24 protein-coding genes are annotated in these 18,334 nt (G+C 62.7%); 14 read left to right on the top strand and 10 right to left on the bottom strand.

Annotated elements, in window-relative coordinates; translation table 11 throughout:
* Positions 1–26 precede the first annotated feature (26 nt).
* Entirely contained in the window at positions 27–617 is a 591-nt protein-coding gene (locus tag VGN68_RS09245) for a LysE family translocator (RefSeq protein ID WP_327475992.1), read from the bottom strand.
* 43 nt (positions 618–660) lie between these two features.
* On the opposite strand from VGN68_RS09245, the gene VGN68_RS09240 reads away from it, so the two are divergent.
* The gene (locus VGN68_RS09240) at positions 661–1,143 is read left to right on the top strand and encodes an Lrp/AsnC family transcriptional regulator (protein WP_327475990.1); all 483 of its coding nucleotides are present in this window, start codon (positions 661–663) and stop codon (positions 1,141–1,143) included.
* Positions 1,144–1,285: 142 nt separating this feature from the next.
* On the top strand, positions 1,286–2,272 hold the full coding sequence (locus VGN68_RS09235) for an LLM class flavin-dependent oxidoreductase (protein WP_327475988.1): 987 nt from the start codon (positions 1,286–1,288) through the stop codon (positions 2,270–2,272).
* 88 nt (positions 2,273–2,360) lie between these two features.
* Here VGN68_RS09235 and VGN68_RS09230 read toward each other — a convergent pair whose 3' ends face one another.
* The 3 genes from VGN68_RS09230 to VGN68_RS09220 are packed head-to-tail and all read right to left on the bottom strand — an operon-like array spanning position 2,361 to position 3,724.
* Positions 2,361–2,669, bottom strand: coding sequence for a hypothetical protein (locus tag VGN68_RS09230; RefSeq protein ID WP_327475986.1), 309 nt, complete (start codon positions 2,667–2,669; stop codon positions 2,361–2,363).
* Between the two features lie 36 nt (positions 2,670–2,705).
* The gene (locus VGN68_RS09225; RefSeq protein WP_327475984.1) at positions 2,706–3,287 is read right to left on the bottom strand and encodes a cation transporter; all 582 of its coding nucleotides are present in this window, start codon (positions 3,285–3,287) and stop codon (positions 2,706–2,708) included.
* Positions 3,284–3,724, bottom strand: coding sequence for a hypothetical protein (locus VGN68_RS09220; protein ID WP_327475982.1), 441 nt, complete (start codon positions 3,722–3,724; stop codon positions 3,284–3,286). The genes VGN68_RS09225 and VGN68_RS09220 overlap by 4 nt, the downstream gene beginning before the upstream one ends.
* A 142-nt stretch (positions 3,725–3,866) precedes the next feature.
* On the opposite strand from VGN68_RS09220, the gene VGN68_RS09215 reads away from it, so the two are divergent.
* The 6 genes from VGN68_RS09215 to queE all read left to right on the top strand — a co-directional run bounded on the left by VGN68_RS09215 (position 3,867) and on the right by queE (position 8,991).
* Positions 3,867–5,054, top strand: a complete 1,188-nt coding sequence (locus VGN68_RS09215) for an aspartate aminotransferase family protein (protein ID WP_327475980.1) — start codon at positions 3,867–3,869, stop codon at positions 5,052–5,054.
* Positions 5,055–5,082: 28 nt separating this feature from the next.
* Entirely contained in the window at positions 5,083–6,009 is a 927-nt protein-coding gene (gene argF, locus VGN68_RS09210) for an ornithine carbamoyltransferase (RefSeq protein WP_327476092.1), read from the top strand.
* Between the two features lie 10 nt (positions 6,010–6,019).
* On the top strand, positions 6,020–6,937 hold the full coding sequence (locus VGN68_RS09205; protein WP_327475978.1) for an Hsp33 family molecular chaperone HslO: 918 nt from the start codon (positions 6,020–6,022) through the stop codon (positions 6,935–6,937).
* Positions 6,938–7,053: 116 nt separating this feature from the next.
* Positions 7,054–7,458 (top strand): hypothetical protein, encoded by a 405-nt coding sequence (locus VGN68_RS09200; protein WP_327475976.1) that lies wholly within the window; start codon positions 7,054–7,056, stop codon positions 7,456–7,458.
* A gap of 205 nt (positions 7,459–7,663) precedes the next feature.
* On the top strand, positions 7,664–8,362 hold the full coding sequence (gene queC / locus VGN68_RS09195) for a 7-cyano-7-deazaguanine synthase QueC (protein ID WP_327475973.1): 699 nt from the start codon (positions 7,664–7,666) through the stop codon (positions 8,360–8,362).
* The gene (queE, locus tag VGN68_RS09190) at positions 8,359–8,991 is read left to right on the top strand and encodes a 7-carboxy-7-deazaguanine synthase (protein WP_327475971.1); all 633 of its coding nucleotides are present in this window, start codon (positions 8,359–8,361) and stop codon (positions 8,989–8,991) included. The genes queC and queE overlap by 4 nt, the downstream gene beginning before the upstream one ends.
* Positions 8,992–8,994: 3 nt before the next feature.
* Here the strand turns inward: queE and VGN68_RS09185 are convergent, their stop codons facing one another.
* Both VGN68_RS09185 and lipB read right to left on the bottom strand, forming a co-directional pair.
* The gene (locus VGN68_RS09185; protein ID WP_327475969.1) at positions 8,995–9,336 is read right to left on the bottom strand and encodes a hypothetical protein; all 342 of its coding nucleotides are present in this window, start codon (positions 9,334–9,336) and stop codon (positions 8,995–8,997) included.
* Between the two features lie 9 nt (positions 9,337–9,345).
* Entirely contained in the window at positions 9,346–9,999 is a 654-nt protein-coding gene (gene lipB / locus VGN68_RS09180) for a lipoyl(octanoyl) transferase LipB (protein ID WP_327475967.1), read from the bottom strand.
* Between the two features lie 133 nt (positions 10,000–10,132).
* Between lipB and VGN68_RS09175 the strand changes: the two genes are divergently transcribed.
* Together VGN68_RS09175 and VGN68_RS09170 are read left to right on the top strand one after the other, a co-directional pair.
* Positions 10,133–10,879 (top strand): glycerophosphoryl diester phosphodiesterase membrane domain-containing protein, encoded by a 747-nt coding sequence (locus VGN68_RS09175; RefSeq protein ID WP_327475964.1) that lies wholly within the window; start codon positions 10,133–10,135, stop codon positions 10,877–10,879.
* Between the two features lie 7 nt (positions 10,880–10,886).
* On the top strand, positions 10,887–11,810 hold the full coding sequence (locus VGN68_RS09170) for a glycerophosphoryl diester phosphodiesterase membrane domain-containing protein (protein WP_327475962.1): 924 nt from the start codon (positions 10,887–10,889) through the stop codon (positions 11,808–11,810).
* A gap of 60 nt (positions 11,811–11,870) precedes the next feature.
* Here the strand turns inward: VGN68_RS09170 and hemF are convergent, their stop codons facing one another.
* Both hemF and VGN68_RS09160 read right to left on the bottom strand, forming a co-directional pair.
* Positions 11,871–12,731, bottom strand: a complete 861-nt coding sequence (gene hemF / locus VGN68_RS09165) for an oxygen-dependent coproporphyrinogen oxidase (protein WP_327475960.1) — start codon at positions 12,729–12,731, stop codon at positions 11,871–11,873.
* Entirely contained in the window at positions 12,728–13,186 is a 459-nt protein-coding gene (locus tag VGN68_RS09160; protein ID WP_327475958.1) for a tRNA (cytidine(34)-2'-O)-methyltransferase, read from the bottom strand. Before VGN68_RS09160 ends, hemF begins: the two co-directional genes overlap by 4 nt.
* Positions 13,187–13,408: 222 nt before the next feature.
* On the opposite strand from VGN68_RS09160, the gene petA reads away from it, so the two are divergent.
* From petA to VGN68_RS09140, 4 genes are read left to right on the top strand one after another with little or no spacing between them, the layout of a single operon-like run.
* Entirely contained in the window at positions 13,409–13,966 is a 558-nt protein-coding gene (petA, locus tag VGN68_RS09155) for a ubiquinol-cytochrome c reductase iron-sulfur subunit (RefSeq protein WP_327475956.1), read from the top strand.
* A gap of 13 nt (positions 13,967–13,979) precedes the next feature.
* On the top strand, positions 13,980–15,266 hold the full coding sequence (locus VGN68_RS09150) for a cytochrome b/b6 (RefSeq protein WP_327475954.1): 1,287 nt from the start codon (positions 13,980–13,982) through the stop codon (positions 15,264–15,266).
* 31 nt (positions 15,267–15,297) lie between these two features.
* A complete protein-coding gene (locus VGN68_RS09145; protein WP_327475952.1) occupies positions 15,298–16,107 on the top strand; it encodes a cytochrome c1 in 810 nt (269 codons plus the stop codon).
* A gap of 28 nt (positions 16,108–16,135) precedes the next feature.
* Positions 16,136–16,690, top strand: coding sequence for an adenine phosphoribosyltransferase (locus VGN68_RS09140; protein WP_327475950.1), 555 nt, complete (start codon positions 16,136–16,138; stop codon positions 16,688–16,690).
* Between the two features lie 45 nt (positions 16,691–16,735).
* Here VGN68_RS09140 and VGN68_RS09135 read toward each other — a convergent pair whose 3' ends face one another.
* A complete protein-coding gene (locus tag VGN68_RS09135; RefSeq protein ID WP_327475948.1) occupies positions 16,736–17,134 on the bottom strand; it encodes a hypothetical protein in 399 nt (132 codons plus the stop codon).
* Between the two features lie 130 nt (positions 17,135–17,264).
* Positions 17,265–18,038, bottom strand: coding sequence for a DUF1134 domain-containing protein (locus VGN68_RS09130; protein ID WP_327475946.1), 774 nt, complete (start codon positions 18,036–18,038; stop codon positions 17,265–17,267).
* Positions 18,039–18,334 lie beyond the last annotated feature (296 nt).

Below are 18,334 nucleotides of genomic sequence, written 5' to 3'. Positions count from 1 at the left end.
TTAGGTTGCGGGATGCAACCTTGCAATCAGATCAACAGCGCGAGCGATCCCACCAGCAAGGCCGCCATCGTCCAGTTGAAAGCGCGCAGCCGCGCCGGACTAGACAGCCAGCCGCGCAACACCTGGCCCATCACCGCCCACAGGCTGGTCGAAGGGAGGTTGATGAGCCCAAAGATCACCGCGACGAGCAGGACCGCGCCCAGATTGCGGTCGGGCGCATAAAGCGCAATCGCGGTCAGTGCCATCGACCAGGCCTTGGGATTGACCCACTGGAACAGCATAGCCTGGACCAAGGTCATCGGCTTGCCGCGCGCGCCGCTTGCGGTGTCGGGGGCTGCGGCATTGGCGATCTTCCACGCGAGCCACAGCAGATAAACCACGCTGACGACCTTGAGCACGGTATTGAGGATCGGGAACAGGTCGAACAATCCCATCAGCCCAAGGCCAACGAGGATGATCATCAGCGTGAAGCCGATGCCAACACCAAGCGCGTGCGGGATGGTGCGGCGGAGGCCGAAATTCGCCCCCGACGCCATCAGCATCATATTGTTCGGCCCCGGCGTGATCGACGAGACGAGGGCGAAAGCGGAGAGGGCGAGGAGCGTGGTCTGGTTCATGGGCGCAACATAATGCGTTTCCGCGAGGCACGGGTTGCAAAGAATGGCGCCGATCGCTTATCATATGCAATCTATGAGCAAGATGGACGATATTGGTCGCAAGATATTGCGCGAACTGTCAAAGGACGGACGAATCTCGAACCTCGAACTTGCCGAGCGCGTCGGGCTGTCGCCCTCGGCGTGCCTGCGGCGGGTGCAGGAACTGGAGCGCAGCGGTGTAATCACCGGCTATCGCGCCATCATCGATCCGGCGAAGCTGGGGATGGGCTTCCTCGCCTATGTCACTGTCGGGCTGTCGACCCATACCAAGAAGGCGCAGGCCGATTTCGAGGCGGCGATGGCGGGGGCGCCCGAAGTGCGCGAATGCCACAATATTACCGGCGCCATCGAATATCTGCTGCGGATCGAAACCACGGATCTGGCGGCGTACAAGCATTTCCACACCGAAGTGCTCGGCGTACTGCCGCAGGTGCATTCGATCAGCACTTATGTGGTGATGGATTCGACGAAGGATGAGCGGGCGTAGGGTCCAAAGCCCCGTCATTGCGAGGAGCCGAAAACGACGCGGCAATCCAGAGCCTGCGTAAACCGCTCTGGATTGCTTCGCTTTGCTCGCAATGACGAAACCAAAGGTTGAACCGCAGGCCTACCAACCGCATATCCGTTTCATGACGAAACTTTCCTTCCTCGACCTCGTACCCGTCATCGATACCGGCACGATCGCCCAATCGCTCGCCAACGCCGCCGATCTGGCCAAGGATGCTGAGGCGCTCGGCTACCAGCGCTATTGGGTTGCCGAGCATCATGGCATGGCGGGGATCGCGAGCGCGGCCACCGCGGTCGTGCTGGCGCATATCGGGCAGGCGACGTCGACCATCCGGATCGGGTCGGCGGGCATCATGCTGCCCAACCATGCGCCGATGGTGATTGCCGAACAGTTCGGGACGCTGGAAGCCTTGTTCCCCGGCCGAGTCGATCTCGGCCTCGGGCGCGCGCCGGGGTCGGATCAGCGGGTCGCGCGCGCGCTGCGCCGCACGCTCGCCAGCGACGAGCGGCAGTTTCCGCAGGATGTGCTCGAGCTGCAAGCCTTTCTGGCGGGCGACGAGCAGCTGGGCATTACCGCGGTGCCGGGGGCAGGGACGCATATCCCTCTTTGGATCTTGGGATCGAGGACCTTTGGTGCGCAGCTCGCCGCGATGCTCGGGCTGCCCTATGCCTTTGCCAGCCATTTCGCGCCGGATGCGCTGGACGAAGCACTCGACATCTACCGGCGCCAATTCAAACCGTCGGCGCAACTCCCGGAGCCCTATGTCGCCGCGGCGTTCAATAGCTTTGCCGCGGATACCCGCGAGGAGGCTGAGTTGCTGGCATCGTCGCAGCAGCAGGCGTTCGTGGCGCTGCGCACTGGCAATCCGGGGAAAATGAAGCCTCCGCTCGCGGGTTATAAAGACAGCCTGCCGCCGAACGCGCGCGCGATCCTCGACCATGTGCTGCAATGTTCGGCGGTTGGCACTGCCGACGATATTTCCGCTGGCTTGCGGGCCTTTGTTGCCCGGACGCGCGTTGACGAGGTGATCATCGCTTCATCGATGTACGATCATGCTGCGCGCAAGCACTCGCTGGCGCTGACGATGGCCGCGGCGAAACAGCTTTAGCGCATATTCGTCATCCCGGCGAAGGCCGGGATCTCGCCCTAGAGTTATCTCGCGCCGGTGAGATCCCGGCCTTCGCCGGGATGACGGATTAATTGACCGGCGGATCGGCGGGTTCGGGCCGGAAGGTCAGACTTGCGAGCCGCCAAGCCAGTTCATTGCCGAGCAGATCTTCGGCGGTCGGGATCGCCTTTGGCGGCGCGCAATCGACTTCGGCGGCAATGTAGCGGCCCGTTTCGCGTAACCGGACATCGACGTCGCCGAATTGCGCCTTAAGCGCCGCCGTCAGCTGTTCGGCATCCTCTGACAGGTCATTCGAGTCGAGTGAGCGGGGGGTGCCGTCGAGCAGTTCGGCGACCGCCTTTTCCAGGGCGCCGATCGCGTCCTTGATGATGGACAACGAAATGAACAGCGCCGCGGCGGCGTCGGCCCACCACTAGCCCAGACCGATGCCGATGATACCGGCGATGCCCGCCAACCCGGTCTGCCAGTCGGCCTTTTGCATCAACGCGTCGGTGTGGAGCACCTTGTCGCGGATGCGCGTCGCGATCGGATGTTTGATGTGACCGAGGATCAACGGCGGCACGACCGAATAGGCGAGCGCGGCGATCATCAGCCAGCCGAGCCAGATCGTGTGGCCGAAGAGCGTGATGCCGCCGACGGTCGGATGCTCCTGCCGTACCAGCGCGGTGACGCTTTCATAGGCGAGGAAACCGCCGACCGAGAGCAACGCGGTGGCGGCGACCAGAAAGGCGAGGCTGTTGGCGCGGCGATAGCCGAAGGGGAAGCGCCGATTGGGTTGCTTGCGTTCCCAGTGGATCGACAACAGGAACACGATTGCGGGGACCAAGCTGAGTACATCCTCAATCACCGCGGCCTTCATCGCCTGGCTGCTGCCCATGACCAGCGCCATAACGGCGACGACGCTGATCATCCAGGCAAGTGTCCACCATTCGAGCCGTTCGCCATGGCGAACGTCGTCGGCGATCGCTGCAGGAATGCCGCCGTGGAGGCTCATTGGCCCAGCTCGGCGATCGCGCGATCAGTGGCGAGGATCAGGGCGTTTTCACCGTTGCGGCGAGCAATGCGGAGAACCGGTTGTTTGCTGTCATCGGGTTCGTGGCGTCCGACGGGTTTCGACAGCGCGACCTCGGCCTGCCACGGCGACGCCTTGGCGAAATGGCCGACGACGGCATCGACCTTGCCCTCCTCCAGCCAACGCAAGGCATGCTCGCCGTGCCCCGAGATGCGCATGAGGCGAGCATCGTGGCTTCGTGCATAGGTGCGGAGCATAGCGAGCGCTGGAGCGGCGTCGGGCGTCGCCGGCAAAACCGCGATCCGCATTTCGCCGGTCCGCGTCATCCGCTCGGTTGTCCCCGACGCGTCGCGCGGCAAGGTACCACAGCCGGTGAGCGCGAGGAGAACAAACGGAAGGGGCCAAAGCAGCGGTTTCACTCAGCGCGAACGCAAGCGCCGTGGCATGGTTGCACCGTGCGCGCCGTGTTGACGCACCTCGCGCTGGGGCAGTATAGGGGCGGCCCGACCAAGGGCGGCCCAGCGGGGTCGCCTTTTTACTTTTGTCTGAAAGGTGCCTGCCATGTCGATCACGCCGCTGATGCCCGTTTATCCCCGGTGCGGTGTGCGTCCGGTGCGCGGCGAGGGTGCCTATCTGATCGGCGAGCGCGGCGAGCGCTATCTGGATTTCGCCAGCGGCATCGCGGTGAATCTGCTGGGGCATGGTCATCCGCATCTGACCAAGGCGATTCAGGAGCAGGCGGCGACGCTGATGCACGTGTCGAACCTGTACGGTAGCCCGCAGGGCGAGGCCTATGCCGCGCGGCTGGTCGAGAATACGTTTGCCGACACGGTCTTCCTGACCAATTCGGGCGCCGAGGCAGTCGAATGTGCGATCAAGACCGCGCGCGCTTATCATTCGAGCGCGGACAACGCGCACAAGCACACGCTGATCACCTTCAATAATGCCTTCCACGGACGTACGCTGGGGACGATTTCGGCGACAAATCAGGAAAAGCTGCGCAAGGGTTTCGATCCGCTGCTGCCCGGTTTCGCCTATGCGCCGTTCGATGATTTGAATGCGGCGCTCGATCTGGTCGACGACAACACCGCAGGCTTTCTTATCGAGCCGATCCAGGGCGAGGGTGGCATCCGCCCGGCGTCGCAGCCCTTCCTGCAGGGATTGCGCGACATCTGCAACGAGCGCGACCTGATGCTGGTGTTCGACGAGGTCCAGTGCGGCGTCGCGCGCACCGGTTCGCTTTATGCCTATCAGGAATTCGGCGTCACCCCCGACATTATGGCCAGTGCCAAGGGCATCGGCGGCGGTTTTCCGATGGGCGCGTGCCTCGCCACCGAGAAAGCAGCGCGCGGCATGGTGATCGGTACGCATGGGTCAACCTATGGCGGCAACCCGCTGGCTTGTGCCGCAGGACAGGCGGTGCTCGACGTCGTGCTGGAGGACGGATTTCTCGACGGCGTGAAGGCGACCGGCGAGCGGCTGCGCGGGGCGCTTGAGCAGCTGATCCCCAACCATGACCAGCTGTTCGAAAGCGTGCGCGGCATGGGGCTGATGCTCGGGCTCAAGCTGCGCTCGGACAGCCGCGCCTTTGTCGCGCATCTGCGCGACCATCACGGGCTGCTGACCGTCGCGGCGGGTGACAATGTCGTCCGCGTGCTGCCGCCGCTGAACATCGAACAGAGCCATATCGACGAGTTTATCGAGAAATTATCAGCGGGCGCGGCGAGCTACACGCCGCCCGAGTCCTGATGTTGTCCGTTCCTGCAGAACGGAGGGGCTGATGCCCAATTTCCTGAACCTGGCCGACGCGGGTGGCGATGCGGTTGCGGCGATGATTGCCGATGCGATCGATCGCAAGGCGGCGCGCGCGGGCTGGCCAAAGGCGAAACCCGACGCCGATGCGCCGCTCGCCGATCATGTGCTGGCGATGGTGTTCGAGAAAAACTCGACACGCACACGTTGTTCGTTCGACGTCGCGATCCGCCAGCTCGGCGGGGTGCCGATGATCCTCGACGCCGGGACGACCCAGCTTGGCCGCGGCGAGACGATCGCCGACACCGCGCGCGTCCTGTCGCGTTACGCCGATGCGATCATGATCCGCACCGACGATCATGCCAAGATCGAGGAGCTCGCCGAATTTGCGAGCGTTCCGGTGATCAACGGCCTGACCGACCTGTCGCATCCGTGCCAGATCGTCGCCGACTTGCTGACGATCGTCGAGCAGGGCAAGGCGTTGCCGGGGCTGGAACTGGCATGGCTCGGCGACGGCAACAATGTTTTGTCGTCGCTGATCGAGGCCGCAGGGCTGTTCGGTTTCAACGTCCGCGCCGGTTGCCCGCAGGGCTATGGACCCGACGCGAGCTTTGTTGAAGCAGCGCGCGCCAAGGGTGTTCGCATCGATATCATGGCGGACGCGCGCGAAGCGGTCGCGGGCGCCGATCTGGTCGTCACCGACACCTGGGTGTCGATGGGGCAGGACCATGCCCACAACAAGGTGGCGGCGATGGCGCCGTTCCAGGTCGACGAAAGGTTGATGACGGGCGCCAAGGGCGACGCGATCTTCCTCCACTGCCTGCCCGCGCATCGCGGCGACGAGGTTGTCGATGCGGTGATCGACGGGCCGCAGTCGCGGGTGTGGGACGAAGCCGAAAACCGCGTCCATGCGCAGAAATCGATCCTGTTGTGGGCGATGGGGAAGCTGTGAGTTTGATGGTGTGAGCGACGAAATTATCGAGACCTGGTTTGACCAGCCGTTGCTGTTCACCATCGCCGCGCGCCATGTGCGCGGGCGGCTGGTGCGGCTGGGGCCGACGCTGAACACGATCATCGCGGCGCATAATTATCCACCAGTGGCCGAAAAGCTACTTGGCGAGGCGCTGGTGCTGACCGTGCTTCTCGGATCGACGCTCAAGGACGAGAGCGGCCAGATGACGTTGCAGGCGCAGACCGGCGGCGGGCCAATCGAATTGCTCGTGTGCGATTATCGCGGCGGCGAATTGCGCGGGTACCTCAAGTTCGACGCTGAGCGGCTTGCGGCGGTCGGTCCAGACCCGACATTATTCGCGCTATTCGGCGAAGGCTTCCTCGCGATCACCTTCGATCAGGCGACGACGGACGAGCGCTATCAGGGCATCGTCCCGCTCGAAGGCGCGTCGATCGGCGAGGCAGCCGAACATTATTTCGAGCAGTCCGAACAGATTTCGAGCCTGATCCGGCTCGCCGCGCGGCATGATGCCGAGGCAGGCTGCGTCGCGGGCGGGCTGCTGCTCCAGCATCTGCCCGAGGGCGAGGTCGGGCGCGACCGGCTGCACGTGCGCCACGACACGCCCGAATGGGACCATGCGCGCACGATTGCGGCGACGTTGAAGCCCGAGGAACTTACCGATCCGGCGCATTCGCTGGAAACGCTGGCGTGGCGGTTGTTTCATGAGGATGAGGTGCGCGTCGAGCCGGGGGTCATGGTGTCGCGCGGTTGTCGTTGCAGCACCGACTATTTCGCCGGCGTGCTGGCGCAATTTCCGGAAACCGAGCGGGTCGATATGGCCGACGAAAGCGGGCAGATCGTGGTCGATTGCGCCTTTTGTTCGCGGATTTTCCCGATCCCGCTTCACGAGATTGTTGCACCGAATTGACGACGAAACGGTCTAGGTCAGCGCCGAGTGGTTGAAATCGTCGCGCCGAATGCTTATCTCTATTCAAACGGGGTCGCGCAATAGCCCGCATATGGGCGCCCGATGGATAGGTAAAAATGGCGATCGCTGCTTCCTTGTTTCGATGTTTGCTTGGCGCGTCCGCGCTCGCTGGCGCCACTGCGGTACCCGCGCAGACGCCGTCGCTGGCGATGCTCGACGGGCTGGAAAAGGGCAGCTGGCAGCTGCGCGAACGCGGCAGTGATGCAGTGTTGCAAACGGTGTGCGTCGGCGACGCGCGGCGGATGATCCAGATCCAGCATCCGCGGGCCAATTGCTCGCGCTATATCATCGAGGACACGCCCAAATCGGTAACGGTGCACTACACCTGTCCCGGTGCGGGGCATGGCCGCACCAGCATTCGCAGCGAGACAAACCGGCTGGTCCAGATCGACACGCAGGGCATTGCCGACGGCAAGCCCTTCTCGCAGGCGATCGAAGCGCGCCGCGCGGGGCCGTGCTGACGCTCACTACGACGCTAACCAGATGTTAACCATCTTGCGCTAATCGGGAGTGGTGACACGCTGATGTGTGTCCTTCTCCCTAACGGCTTTCATGCCGCACTGGGCCGTGTGACCACCGTCACGCGGCCCGTTTCTTTTGGTGCGCCGCAGCAGGCCGCCCCTGCCGCCCCTTGCGCCGTTGCCAGAGCGGGCGTATCGGGCGCCGATGCACGATGTTGCCGGAAAAACCCTGATCGTCCTGTTGTCAGGCGGCCTCGATTCAATGGTGTGCGCGGGGCTCGCGCGCGAAGCCGGCGCGCGCATCGTCGCGCTGACGATCGACTATAACCAGCGCCACCGCGTTGAGCTGGAGTCCGCAGCACGGATCGCGGCGGAGGTGGGCGCCGCCGAACATATCGTCCTGCCGCTCGACCTGCGCCGCTTTGGCGGCTCGGCGCTGACCGCCGACATCGATGTGCCGAAAGATGGTGTCGGTAGCGATGTGCCGGTGACCTATGTCCCGGCGCGCAACCTGATCTTCCTGTCGCTGACGCTGGGGCTGGCCGAAGCGCGGCGGGCGCGGGACATTGTCATCGGCGTCAACGCACTCGATTATTCGGGCTACCCCGATTGCCGGCCCGATTTCATCGCCGGGTTTGAGGATCTGGCGCGGCTCGCAACGCGCGATGGCGATCAGGGGGTCGATTTCCGCATCCACGCACCGCTCCAGCATATGACCAAGGCGAACATCGCTGCCGAGGCGGCGCGGCTGGGGATGGACGCGGGAATGAGCTGGTCGTGCTACGATCCGACACCCGGTGGGCTGCATTGCGGATATTGCGATAGCTGCCGCCTGCGCAGCAAAGGATTTGCCGACGCGGGACTGACCGACCCGACACGCTACGCGGTCGGGCCTGACCGGTGACTTACGCGGTCAAAGAGATTTTCCTGACCTTGCAAGGCGAAGGCGCGCAGGCGGGACGCCGCGCGGTTTTCTGCCGTTTTTCGGGCTGTAATCTGTGGACTGGGCGCGAGCAGGATCGCGCCAAGGCCGTTTGCAAATTTTGCGACACCGATTTTGTCGGCACCGACGGAACGCTGGGCGGCAAATATGCGGATGCCGCGACGCTCGCAGCGGTGATTGCAGAATGCTGGGGAGCGGGCGGCGACGATCGTTATGTCGTGCTGACCGGCGGCGAGCCGATGTTGCAGGTCGATGCGGCGCTGATCGACGCGCTGCACGAACAGAGCTTTACAATCGCGATCGAAACCAACGGGACGTTGGCGGTGCCGCGCAGCATCGACTGGATTTGTGTCAGCCCCAAGGCGGGCAGTGAGTTGGTGCAGTTGAGCGGCGATGAGTTGAAGCTGGTGTGGCCGCAGCCGGGTAGCGACGTTGAAAAGCTCGCGGCACTCGAATTCACGCACCGACTGATTCAGCCGCTCGACGATCCGAACGCGGCGGCGAATGTGCAGCACTGCATCGATCTGGTGATGGCTGACCCGCGTTGGCGGCTGTCGCTCCAGACGCACAAAAGCCTGGGGCTGCGCTAGAACTCAGTCACCCTTCTTTGCCGCACTGTCGGCGGTGATCGCCTTTTTCGCGGCAGGAGCTGGGACGGCGTCGGGGTTTTCTTCCTCTTCGGTGTCCGCGGTTTCATCGTCCGAGCTGTCGGCTTCCGATTTCGCCGCTTCTTTCTTGGTGCCGTCGTCGGGCACGCTGTTGTCGACCGCGGTGCCATCGACGCTGGCGTCGTCGAGAATGATCATCGAATCGCTGACCGAACCCGGCTGCACTTCGACGGCGTCGAGCTTGGTAGTCGTTTTCCCCGCTTGGTCGCCGCTGCCGCAGGCAGCAAGGACGAGGAGCGGGAGCGATGCGAGGAAGATGCGGGTCATGCGCTGGTCCTAATCGGTCGGTCGGAGCTTGTCGAGAAAGGCGGGCAACGTGTGGGCCAGCGCGGCATCAACATCAGTGAAGGACGCAGGCTTGCCCAGCGCGGCGAGGCTGGTAACCGGAAATTCGGCGATGCCGCATGGCACAATGCCGCCAAAATGGGTAAGGTCGGGTGCGACGTTGAGCGAAAAGCCGTGCAGTGTGACCCACCGCTTCACCCGCACCCCGATCGCTCCAATCTTTGCCTCACGGCCATTTTGATCGTCGGTCCAGATGCCAATGCGGCCGTCGGCGCGGCGCGCTTCGACCCTGAGCAGTGCCAGCGCGTCGATCACCCAACCTTCGAGCGCCGACACATAGGCGCGAACATCGCGCCCGCGCTTTGTCAGGTCGAGCTGGACATAGCCGACGCGCTGGCCGGGACCGTGATAGGTGTAACGCCCGCCGCGACCCGCATCAAAAACGGGAAAGCGCGGATCGAGCAGCTCGGCAGGATCAGCGCTGGTTCCGCCGGTGTAGAGCGGCGGATGTTCGAGCAGCCAGATGCGTTCGCTGTCATCGCCAGCGTGGATCGCGGCTGCGCGGGCCTCCATATCGGTCAGCGCCGCGATATAGTCGGTCAGGCCAGAGGAGACGATCCATTCGGGGGGCGGCAGGCTGCTCATTGCGCGGGCTTCCTGCCTTGCCGTGGCGCGCGACACAAGGCTCTGCGCGCTGATCACCGACAGGGGTGGACAGATGCACCGAACAGCGGCACCTTCGCCCGCAATCGGGACATCAGAAAATGACGGGGTATCAATGGTAAAATTCGACATGGGCGCGGCGTGGGACGACAGCGTCCAATTGCTGAAATCGCATACCGCTTTGATCGGCACGATCGCCGGGGTGTTCTTTTTCCTGCCGGCGCTCGCGGTAGCCTGGTTCGGGCCGGTACCGATCGAGCCGCCCGCGGGGGCCAGCGTCGAACAGTCGATGGCGGCGCTTCAACAGACATTTCGCCAAATGATTCCCGGCCAGATCATCGTAGCGCTGACCACTATTGTCGGATCGGCGGCAATCCTGCGATTGTGGCTGGCGCGGAGCGGGATCAGCGTCGGTGAGGCGTTGACGTTCGGGCTGATGTTCTTTCCGACCTTGTTTGCGGTGCAGTTGCTGTCAGGTCTCGCGATCGGCGTCGGGATAATCTTGCTGATCATCCCAGGCCTGTACCTGGTCGGACGGTTGACGCTGGCGGCACCGAGCGTCGCCGATCGCAGCCTGTATAATCCGTTCGAAGCGCTGAAAACCAGCTGGGAACTGACGCGCAACAATGGCTGGGCGATCTTCTTCTTCCTGTTTCTGGTTACGATCGTGATCTTCATCGCCGCGATGATCGTCGGACTGGTCGTCGGCGCGATTGCCGGAACCGGCGATGGGTTTGGCCGGATGCTGGGCGGGGTCGTCGAGGCCGGGTTCGGTGCGATTGGCAGCCTGGTGTCGGTTGCGATTTCCGCTGCGGCGTATCGCCAGCTTGCGACGCGGAAGTCAACGGACGTGTTCCAGTAGCACCGGCTTGCAGGACGACTCTTGGGGAATGGGGTTTAACAACGGGGGAAGCGTGATGACAAAGATGAGCATAGGGGCGGCCTTTTCGGAAACCTTTGCGTTTCTGAAGGCCAATTGGATGCAGATGCTAATTTGGCTGGGCGGCGCGGTCGTTGTCGTTTGCCTGCTCGGCTGGTTGATGTTGCGCAACGCGATGACGACGATGATGATGGCGCAAGGCGATCCATCGGCGGCGTTGGGTTCCCTCGGTTCGTTTTTGCTTTTCGGGATCGTCGCCGGGACAATCGTCTATGCCGCGAGCTTGCTTATCTGGCGCACCGGGCTGGTGGGCGGTGAGCCTGCGAGCGACATCGGCTGGGGTCTGGGCGCCGGCGCAGCATTCATGTTCGCGCAATTCGTGGTTCAGATCGCACTCGTCATCGTCATGTATATCGTGATGTTCATCATCGGCTTGCTGGCGCTGGCACTCTTCGGAGCCAGCGGGATGTCGCTGGAGAGCTTTGCAACCGGGGGCGCGTCAGCCGGTCTGATCCTGTTTGGCGCAATCTTCTATATTGCGCTGATCGCGTTTTTCCTGTGGTTCTACGGCCGTTTGACGGTTGCCGGACCGCTGATGGCGGTCAACCGTTCGTCGAATCCCTTTTCGGCCATGGCTGAATCGTGGAAGCTGACCAGCGCATCGCAATGGACCATCGTCGGATTCTACCTGCTGCTGATCGTCTTGTTCCTGGTGGTCTTTTTCGTCATTTCGCTGGTCTTGGGCGGCGTCATGGCAGCCATGATGACGCCTGATGCAGGTGCAGGTTCGATGATTGGGGCGCTGGTTGTCGCACTGCTGGTGTATGTGCCGATCGTCCTGATCTCTGTGTCAATTCCGGCAGGGATATATCGCTTGATCAGCGCGAAAAGCAGTTCGGACGTATTTGGCTAACGCCAGCGGACCGCGACAATAGCGAAAGGGCGCTCCGGAAACGGGGCGCCTTTTTCTATCTCAGCTCCATTTGGCGAGCGGGGGCAGGCTCATCAGGATCGCGTCGATATTGCCGCCGGTCTTGAGCCCGAACAATGTGCCGCGGTCATAGACCAGGTTGAATTCGGCGTAGCGGCCGCGCCAGATCAGCTGCTCCTCGCGGTCGGCATCGGTGAAGCTCTGGTTCATCCGGCGGCGCACGATTTGGGGAAAGACGTCGAGAAAGGCTTCGCCGACGGCCCGGGTCAGCTGGAAATTGCGGTCGAATTCGGCATCGTCGCCGCATTCGAGATGGTCATAGAAAATGCCACCGACGCCGCGGTGGACGCCGCGGTGCGGGATATAGAAATAATCCTCGGCCCATTTGGCATAGCGTTCATAAACATCGGGGCCAAAGGGCGTGCAGGCGGCGCGCAGCCGCGCGTGGAAGGCGTCGGTGTCTTCCTGATAGGGGATCGGCGGGTTGAGGTCGGCGCCGCCGCCGAACCAGCGTTTGGTGGTGACCAGGAAGCGCGTGTTCATATGGACCGCGGGGACATGCGGGTTTGCCATATGCGCCACCAGGCTGATGCCGGTGGCGAAAAAGCTGGGGTCTTCGCCGGCGCCGTGGATTGATGCGGCGAAGTCGGGGGCGAACTGGCCGCCGACGGTCGAAACATTGACCCCAACCTTTTCGAACACTTCGCCGGTCATTACCCCGCGCACGCCGCCGCCGCCTTCGCCGACCGGCAGCCCATCGGCCTCGCGGTCCCACGGCGTATAGGCAAAGCGCGCTTCGTTGCCCGCCTCGGCTTCGATGCTCTCGAATTCGGCACAGATGCGGTCGCGGAGCGATTCGAACCAGTTGCGCGCGGTCTGCTGTTGCGGGTCGAGCGAGATCATGCCGGAAAGCCTTTCGTTTGCCTGAGCGCCTCGGCCAGCGCGATGCCAGCCGCGACCGCGACATTCAAGGAGCGAAAGCCCGGCTGCATCGGAATCGCGACCCGCGCCGCTACGGCATCATGGACATAAGGCGGCACCCCCGAGGATTCGGCGCCGAGCAACAGGACGTCGTCGGGCGCAAAGGCAAAGGCGGGCAGGGGCGTCGCGCCCGCGGTGGTGAGGAGCACGAGTCTCTGGCCCGCCTTGGCGCTCCAGTCACGAAAGCTGTTCCAGTCGGCGTGGCGGCGAACATTGGCGCGCACGGCATAGTCCATCCCGGCGCGTTTCAGAGCGGCGTCGGAAAAGGGAAAACCGCACGGCTCGATAATATGCGCGGACACCCCGAAACAGGCGGCCGTGCGCAGCGTTGTGCCGACATTGCCAGCGATATCCGGCTGAAACAGGGCGATTTCCATGATATTGCCATAGCGAGGGGCGGGGTGGGAATCGAGGGGCTTTGCTGCATTGCGATGATGGGGTGCCGGAAGGGGAAATTGCCTGTTGGCAAGCCCCGGATGTGCGGCTATCAGGCCCGCAATTCCCGGAGGGGCCGCCGGGGCGCGTCCGTTCGTGCGCGCGCCACAGGGCGACCCGACTTTCCGAGAACTTTGTCAGTTCACCCATGCAAGGGCAGTCGAATGGCCAGTGAATCCGAACTCAATGCCGGCATCGAAGATGGTGTGCGGCGCCGCGACTTTATCAATATAGCGGCGGTGAGTTTTGCCGGGGTTGGCGCGGTGGCGGTGGTGCTGCCGCTGGTTAACCAGATGAACCCGTCAGCCGATGTTTTGGCGCTGTCGACGACCGAAGTCGATATTTCGGCGATCCAGCCCGGTCAGGCGATCAAGACCAGCTGGCGCAAGCAGCCGGTGTTCATCCGTAATCTGGTCGCTGCCGAAATCGAAGAGGCGAAGGCGGTGCCGCTCAGCGACCTGCGCGACCCGCAGACGATCGATGAGCGGACCAAGCCGGGCAAGGAAAATTGGCTGGTCACGCTGGGCGTCTGCACCCATCTGGGCTGCGTGCCGCTCGGCGCTGCCGAGGGCGAGAACAAAGGCGATTTCGGCGGCTATTTCTGCCCGTGCCACGGGTCGCACTACGACACCGCGGCGCGCATCCGCAAAGGTCCGGCCCCGACCAATCTGGTCGTGCCGCCGTATGAATTCACCAGCGACACCGTCGTGATGATCGGCTGAGGAGCGAGATAAGATGAGCTTTCCCTGGGCCAAGCCTTATGAGCCGCAGCATCCGCTGATGAAGTGGATGGACGAGAAATTGCCGATCCCGCGCCTGGTGTATAACGCCACCGGTCCTGGCTATCCCGTCCCGCGCAACCTCAACTATTTCTGGAACTTCGGCGTCCTGGCGGGCGCCGCGCTGATGATCCAGATCATCACCGGCATCATTTTGGCGATGCATTATGCCGCCAATGTTGGGGTCGCGTTCAATTCGGTCGAGCATATCATGCGCGACGTGAACGCCGGCTGGTTCATCCGCTACGCGCATATGAACGGCGCCAGCATGTTCTTTATTGTCGTTTACCTGCATATTTTCCGCGGCCTTTATTACGGTTCTTACAAGGCGCCGCGCGAAATGGTGTGGCTGCTCGGCGTCGTGATCTTCCTGCTGATGATGGCGACCGCGTTCATGGGTTATGTGCTGCCGTGGGGTCAGATGAGCTTCTGGGGCGCGCAGGTGATCACCGGCTTCTTCTCGGCGATTCCGATCGTCGGCGAGCCGGTGCGGCAGTGGTTGCTCGGCGGCTTCGTCCCCGATAACGCCACGCTCAACCGCTTCTTCTCGCTGCACTATCTGCTGCCGTTCGTGATCCTGGGTGTGATCATCCTGCACATCTGGGCGCTGCATATCCCGGGGTCGAACAACCCGACCGGCATTGAGGTGAAGGATGAACAGGACACCGTCCCGTTCCACCCCTATTACACCGCGAAGGACGGCTTCGGGCTCGGCATCTTCCTGTTGGTCTTCGTCGCGCTGACCTTCTTCAGCCCGAACATGCTGGGTCATGCCGATAATTATATCCCGGCCAACTCGCTTTCGACGCCGGCGCATATCGTTCCCGAATGGTATTTCCTGCCCTTCTACGCGATTCTGAAGGCCTTCACCTTCAACTTCCTGTGGATCGACGCGAAGCTGTGGGGCGTCATCGCGATGTTCGCATCGATCGCGCTGCTGTTCTTCCTGCCCTGGCTGGACAGCTCGCCGATCAAGTCATCGACCTATCGCCCGCTGTACCGCTGGTTCTTCTGGGTGCTCGTCGCTGACGTGCTGCTCCTCGGCGTGTGCGGCATGATGCCTGCCGAGCAGCCGTGGGTGATCCTCAGCCAGCTGGGGTCGATCTATTACTTCGCCCACTTCCTGGTCATTCTGCCGATCGTCTCACGGATCGAACGTCCGTTGCCGATGCCGAATTCGATTACCGAAGCGGTCCTTGCCAAACATGCCCCCGACGCCGCGTCGGTTCCGGCAGCGGCCTGAGCGCCAGACTTTAACAGGAGCTGATACAGCCATGGTTCGCCCGCTCGGATTTCTCGTCGGCCTCGGTTTCATTACCGCGCTGGTGCTCGCGATCTTTACGACCCCGCTCAAGAACGAGCCGAATGTCGCCTATTCCTTCGTCAAGGAGCCCCGCCACCTGAAACTGGCAAGCGATGGCTTGGTGCCGCACTGGGACAAGGCGCAATTGCAGCGCGGCATGCAGGTGTACAAGGAGGTCTGCTCGGCGTGCCACAGCCTGAACCTCGTCGCCTTCCGCAACATTCAGGATCTGGGCTATACCGAAGGTCAGGTAAAGACCTTCGCCAAGGGCTTCCAGGTTCCGTCGGTCAACCCGGACACCGGTGAAGTCGCAACGCGCGACGGCTTGGCATCGGATCATTTTCCGGCGCCCTACGCCAATGACGTGGCGGCGCGCGCGGCGAACAACAACGCTATCCCGCCCGACCTGTCGCTAATCACCAAGGCGCGCGAAGGCGGCAAGGATTATATCTATTCGCTGCTGACCGGTTACCAGAACCCGCCGGCGAACTTGCCCGCCGAGCTGAAGCCGGGAACGGGGCTGCACTACAACCCCTATTTCCCGAACCTGAACCTTGCGATGGCTAAGCCGCTGAACGACGGTCAGGTGACCTATGCCGACGGCACCAAGGCGAGCGTTGATCAGATGGCCAAGGACGTGACCGCGTTCCTCGTCTGGACCGCCGAGCCGAAGCTGGTGAAGCGCGTGCAGGTGGGCTGGGCCGTGTTCTTCTTCCTGCTGATCTTCACCGTCCTCGCCTATCTGTCGTACCGCAACATCTGGGCCGACAAGAAGCATTGAGCAATTGAGGCAGGGCGATTGTGACCGCATGATCGCCCTGCCGCGCCAGCCCGACCTCGACCTCGCGTCGCTGGTCCGCACCATTCCCGACTTTCCCAAGCCGGGTATTCAGTTTCGCGACATCACGACCTTGATCGGGGACGCCGCCGGTTTTTCTGAAAGCGTGCGCCGCTTGAGCGCACTGGCCGCCGTCCACCGCCCCGATTTCATCGTCGCGGTCGAGGCGCGCGGCTTTCTGTTTGGCGCGGCGATGGCGACTGCGATGGGGTTGGGGCTTGTTCATGTGCGCAAGGCCGGCAAGCTGCCCGGCGTGACGATTGGGGTCGATTATCAGCTCGAATATGGCGTAGACCGGCTGGAACTGCACGAAGGTGCGGTGCTGCCGGGCCATCGCGTCGTGCTCGTGGACGATTTGCTCGCGACCGGCGGGACAATCCTCGCGACCGCAGAATTGATGCGCAGCGTCGGGGCTGAAGTAGCGGCCGCGCTGTTCGTCATCGACCTACCCGATTTGGGCGGTTCGGAGCGGTTAGGGGCGGCTGGGCTGCATTGTGAGACGCTGATCGCGTTTGACGGGGATTAGGCCGCTGTGGTTTGGGGAGCGGACGTTCGTCACCTGATCCAAAGTTCAGGAAAGTTCAGCCTTGTGCGCGCCGCGATGTGGACCTGTTGCTCCGTCGAAGTCGCCCCGACGCTCACGCATTTTGCCCGCCGCGAGCGACGACCTGATCCGCAAAAAGCGGGAGCCGAATGAAGGCTGGCACAGCCGAATAATGTAGGAAAGGCCTTTTTGGAGGTGATGTCTGTTTTGGGGTGGAGAGCTGACGTTCTCAGTATCCGTAGAATTCCGGTCTTTTGAGAATTGCGTCAACTGACGACCCGCGTCTTCTACGTCGATCAGGGTAAGCAGGCGGATCATTTCAGCACGATCTCTCGATATTGCAGCGCCTTCGAAACTGTCCATTAAGCCGGCGTCGAAAAGCCGCTCGTTGACCGTCATTCCTGCATAGCGGCTTTGATCAGTCATAAAGTTAAGATAAGCGACATGTCGATTGTCCACAACTGGTCGTTAGCGGACGACCGTTCTTTTACGCCGCGCAAACAAAAAGGCCCGCGCCGAAGCACGGGCCTTTTTGCGGTCACATCGTCACACGCCGTCAGAACGGCACCCAATTCTGCTTCTTGCGGAACTTCATATAGCCGACGTTGGCGCCCAGTCGCGCCCCGACTCCGACGCGGATCGGGATCAGGACGACGTCGCCGCGGCGCAGGTAGCTGGCGTTGAAGCCGCCCAGCAGATAGGCGGCGCCTTCGCCCGCCGGATAGCGCTTGTAGAGCTCTTCGCTGTCGAAGAGGTTGTAGACCAAGACGAAGGTGTTGCCTGCGTTGGCGCCCGCGTCGAAACCGATCGACGGCCCGGTCCAGTATGCGGGCAGTTCGCCCTCGATCTTGTGGTGCAACGTGCCCGACCCATAGCGCACGCCGAGCACCAGCGCGCCCCCGGCTTCGCGGCCAACGATATAAGCGTTGGGTTCGCCCTGCTTCTTGAGGATGTCCTCGATGAGACCTGCCAGCCCTTGCGCACCTTTGCCGAACACACCCTCGGCGGCGCCGATCAGGTCGTCCTGCTTGTAGGTGGCGGTATCCTCGGTGATGACCGTGGTTGTCGTCATGTCGCTGGGGGCTGCGGTGCCATCGGCGGTCGCCGCACTAGTCTGCTGGTCACCGGTGGCGAGGTCGCTGTCGTAATTGATCACTTCGTCGGTAGAATCGCTCGACACCGGCGGGGGCGGGGCGGGATTGTCGAGATCGGAATCGATCGTCGTATTGGGATCGATCTCGCGCATCTGCGCCGCAGCGGGAACCGGCGAAAGCACAAGGCCGAGCGAGGCCATGGCCGCCAAGGCAAAGCTGGTGAATGTTTTTCGCATGTCTGACCCCCAAAATTCGAACGGCGCGTGCGCGCCGAGACCGGCATTAATCATGACTCGGTTTGCGCGGCGGGCAATGAACCGGCGATGACCCGAGTCGATTTTGCGCCAGACTGAATCGATAACGCGCCAAAATGCTCTGCACCGGCGAAATTTTGCGCAATCTTAGGCGTTGCGGGGCGCGAGGTGCATGGCTATAGCGACCCGCCTAGGCCAACTGTCGTTAGCGCGACAGACCATGCGGAGACGTGGGTGAGTGGCTGAAACCAACGGTTTGCTAAACCGTCGTGCTGTGA

The sequence above is a fragment of the Sphingopyxis sp. genome (assembly GCF_035998965.1).
Lineage (GTDB): Bacteria > Pseudomonadota > Alphaproteobacteria > Sphingomonadales > Sphingomonadaceae > Sphingopyxis.
The sequence above is the reverse complement of the archived record's forward strand: the minus strand, read 5'-3'. Positions and strand labels throughout refer to the sequence as shown.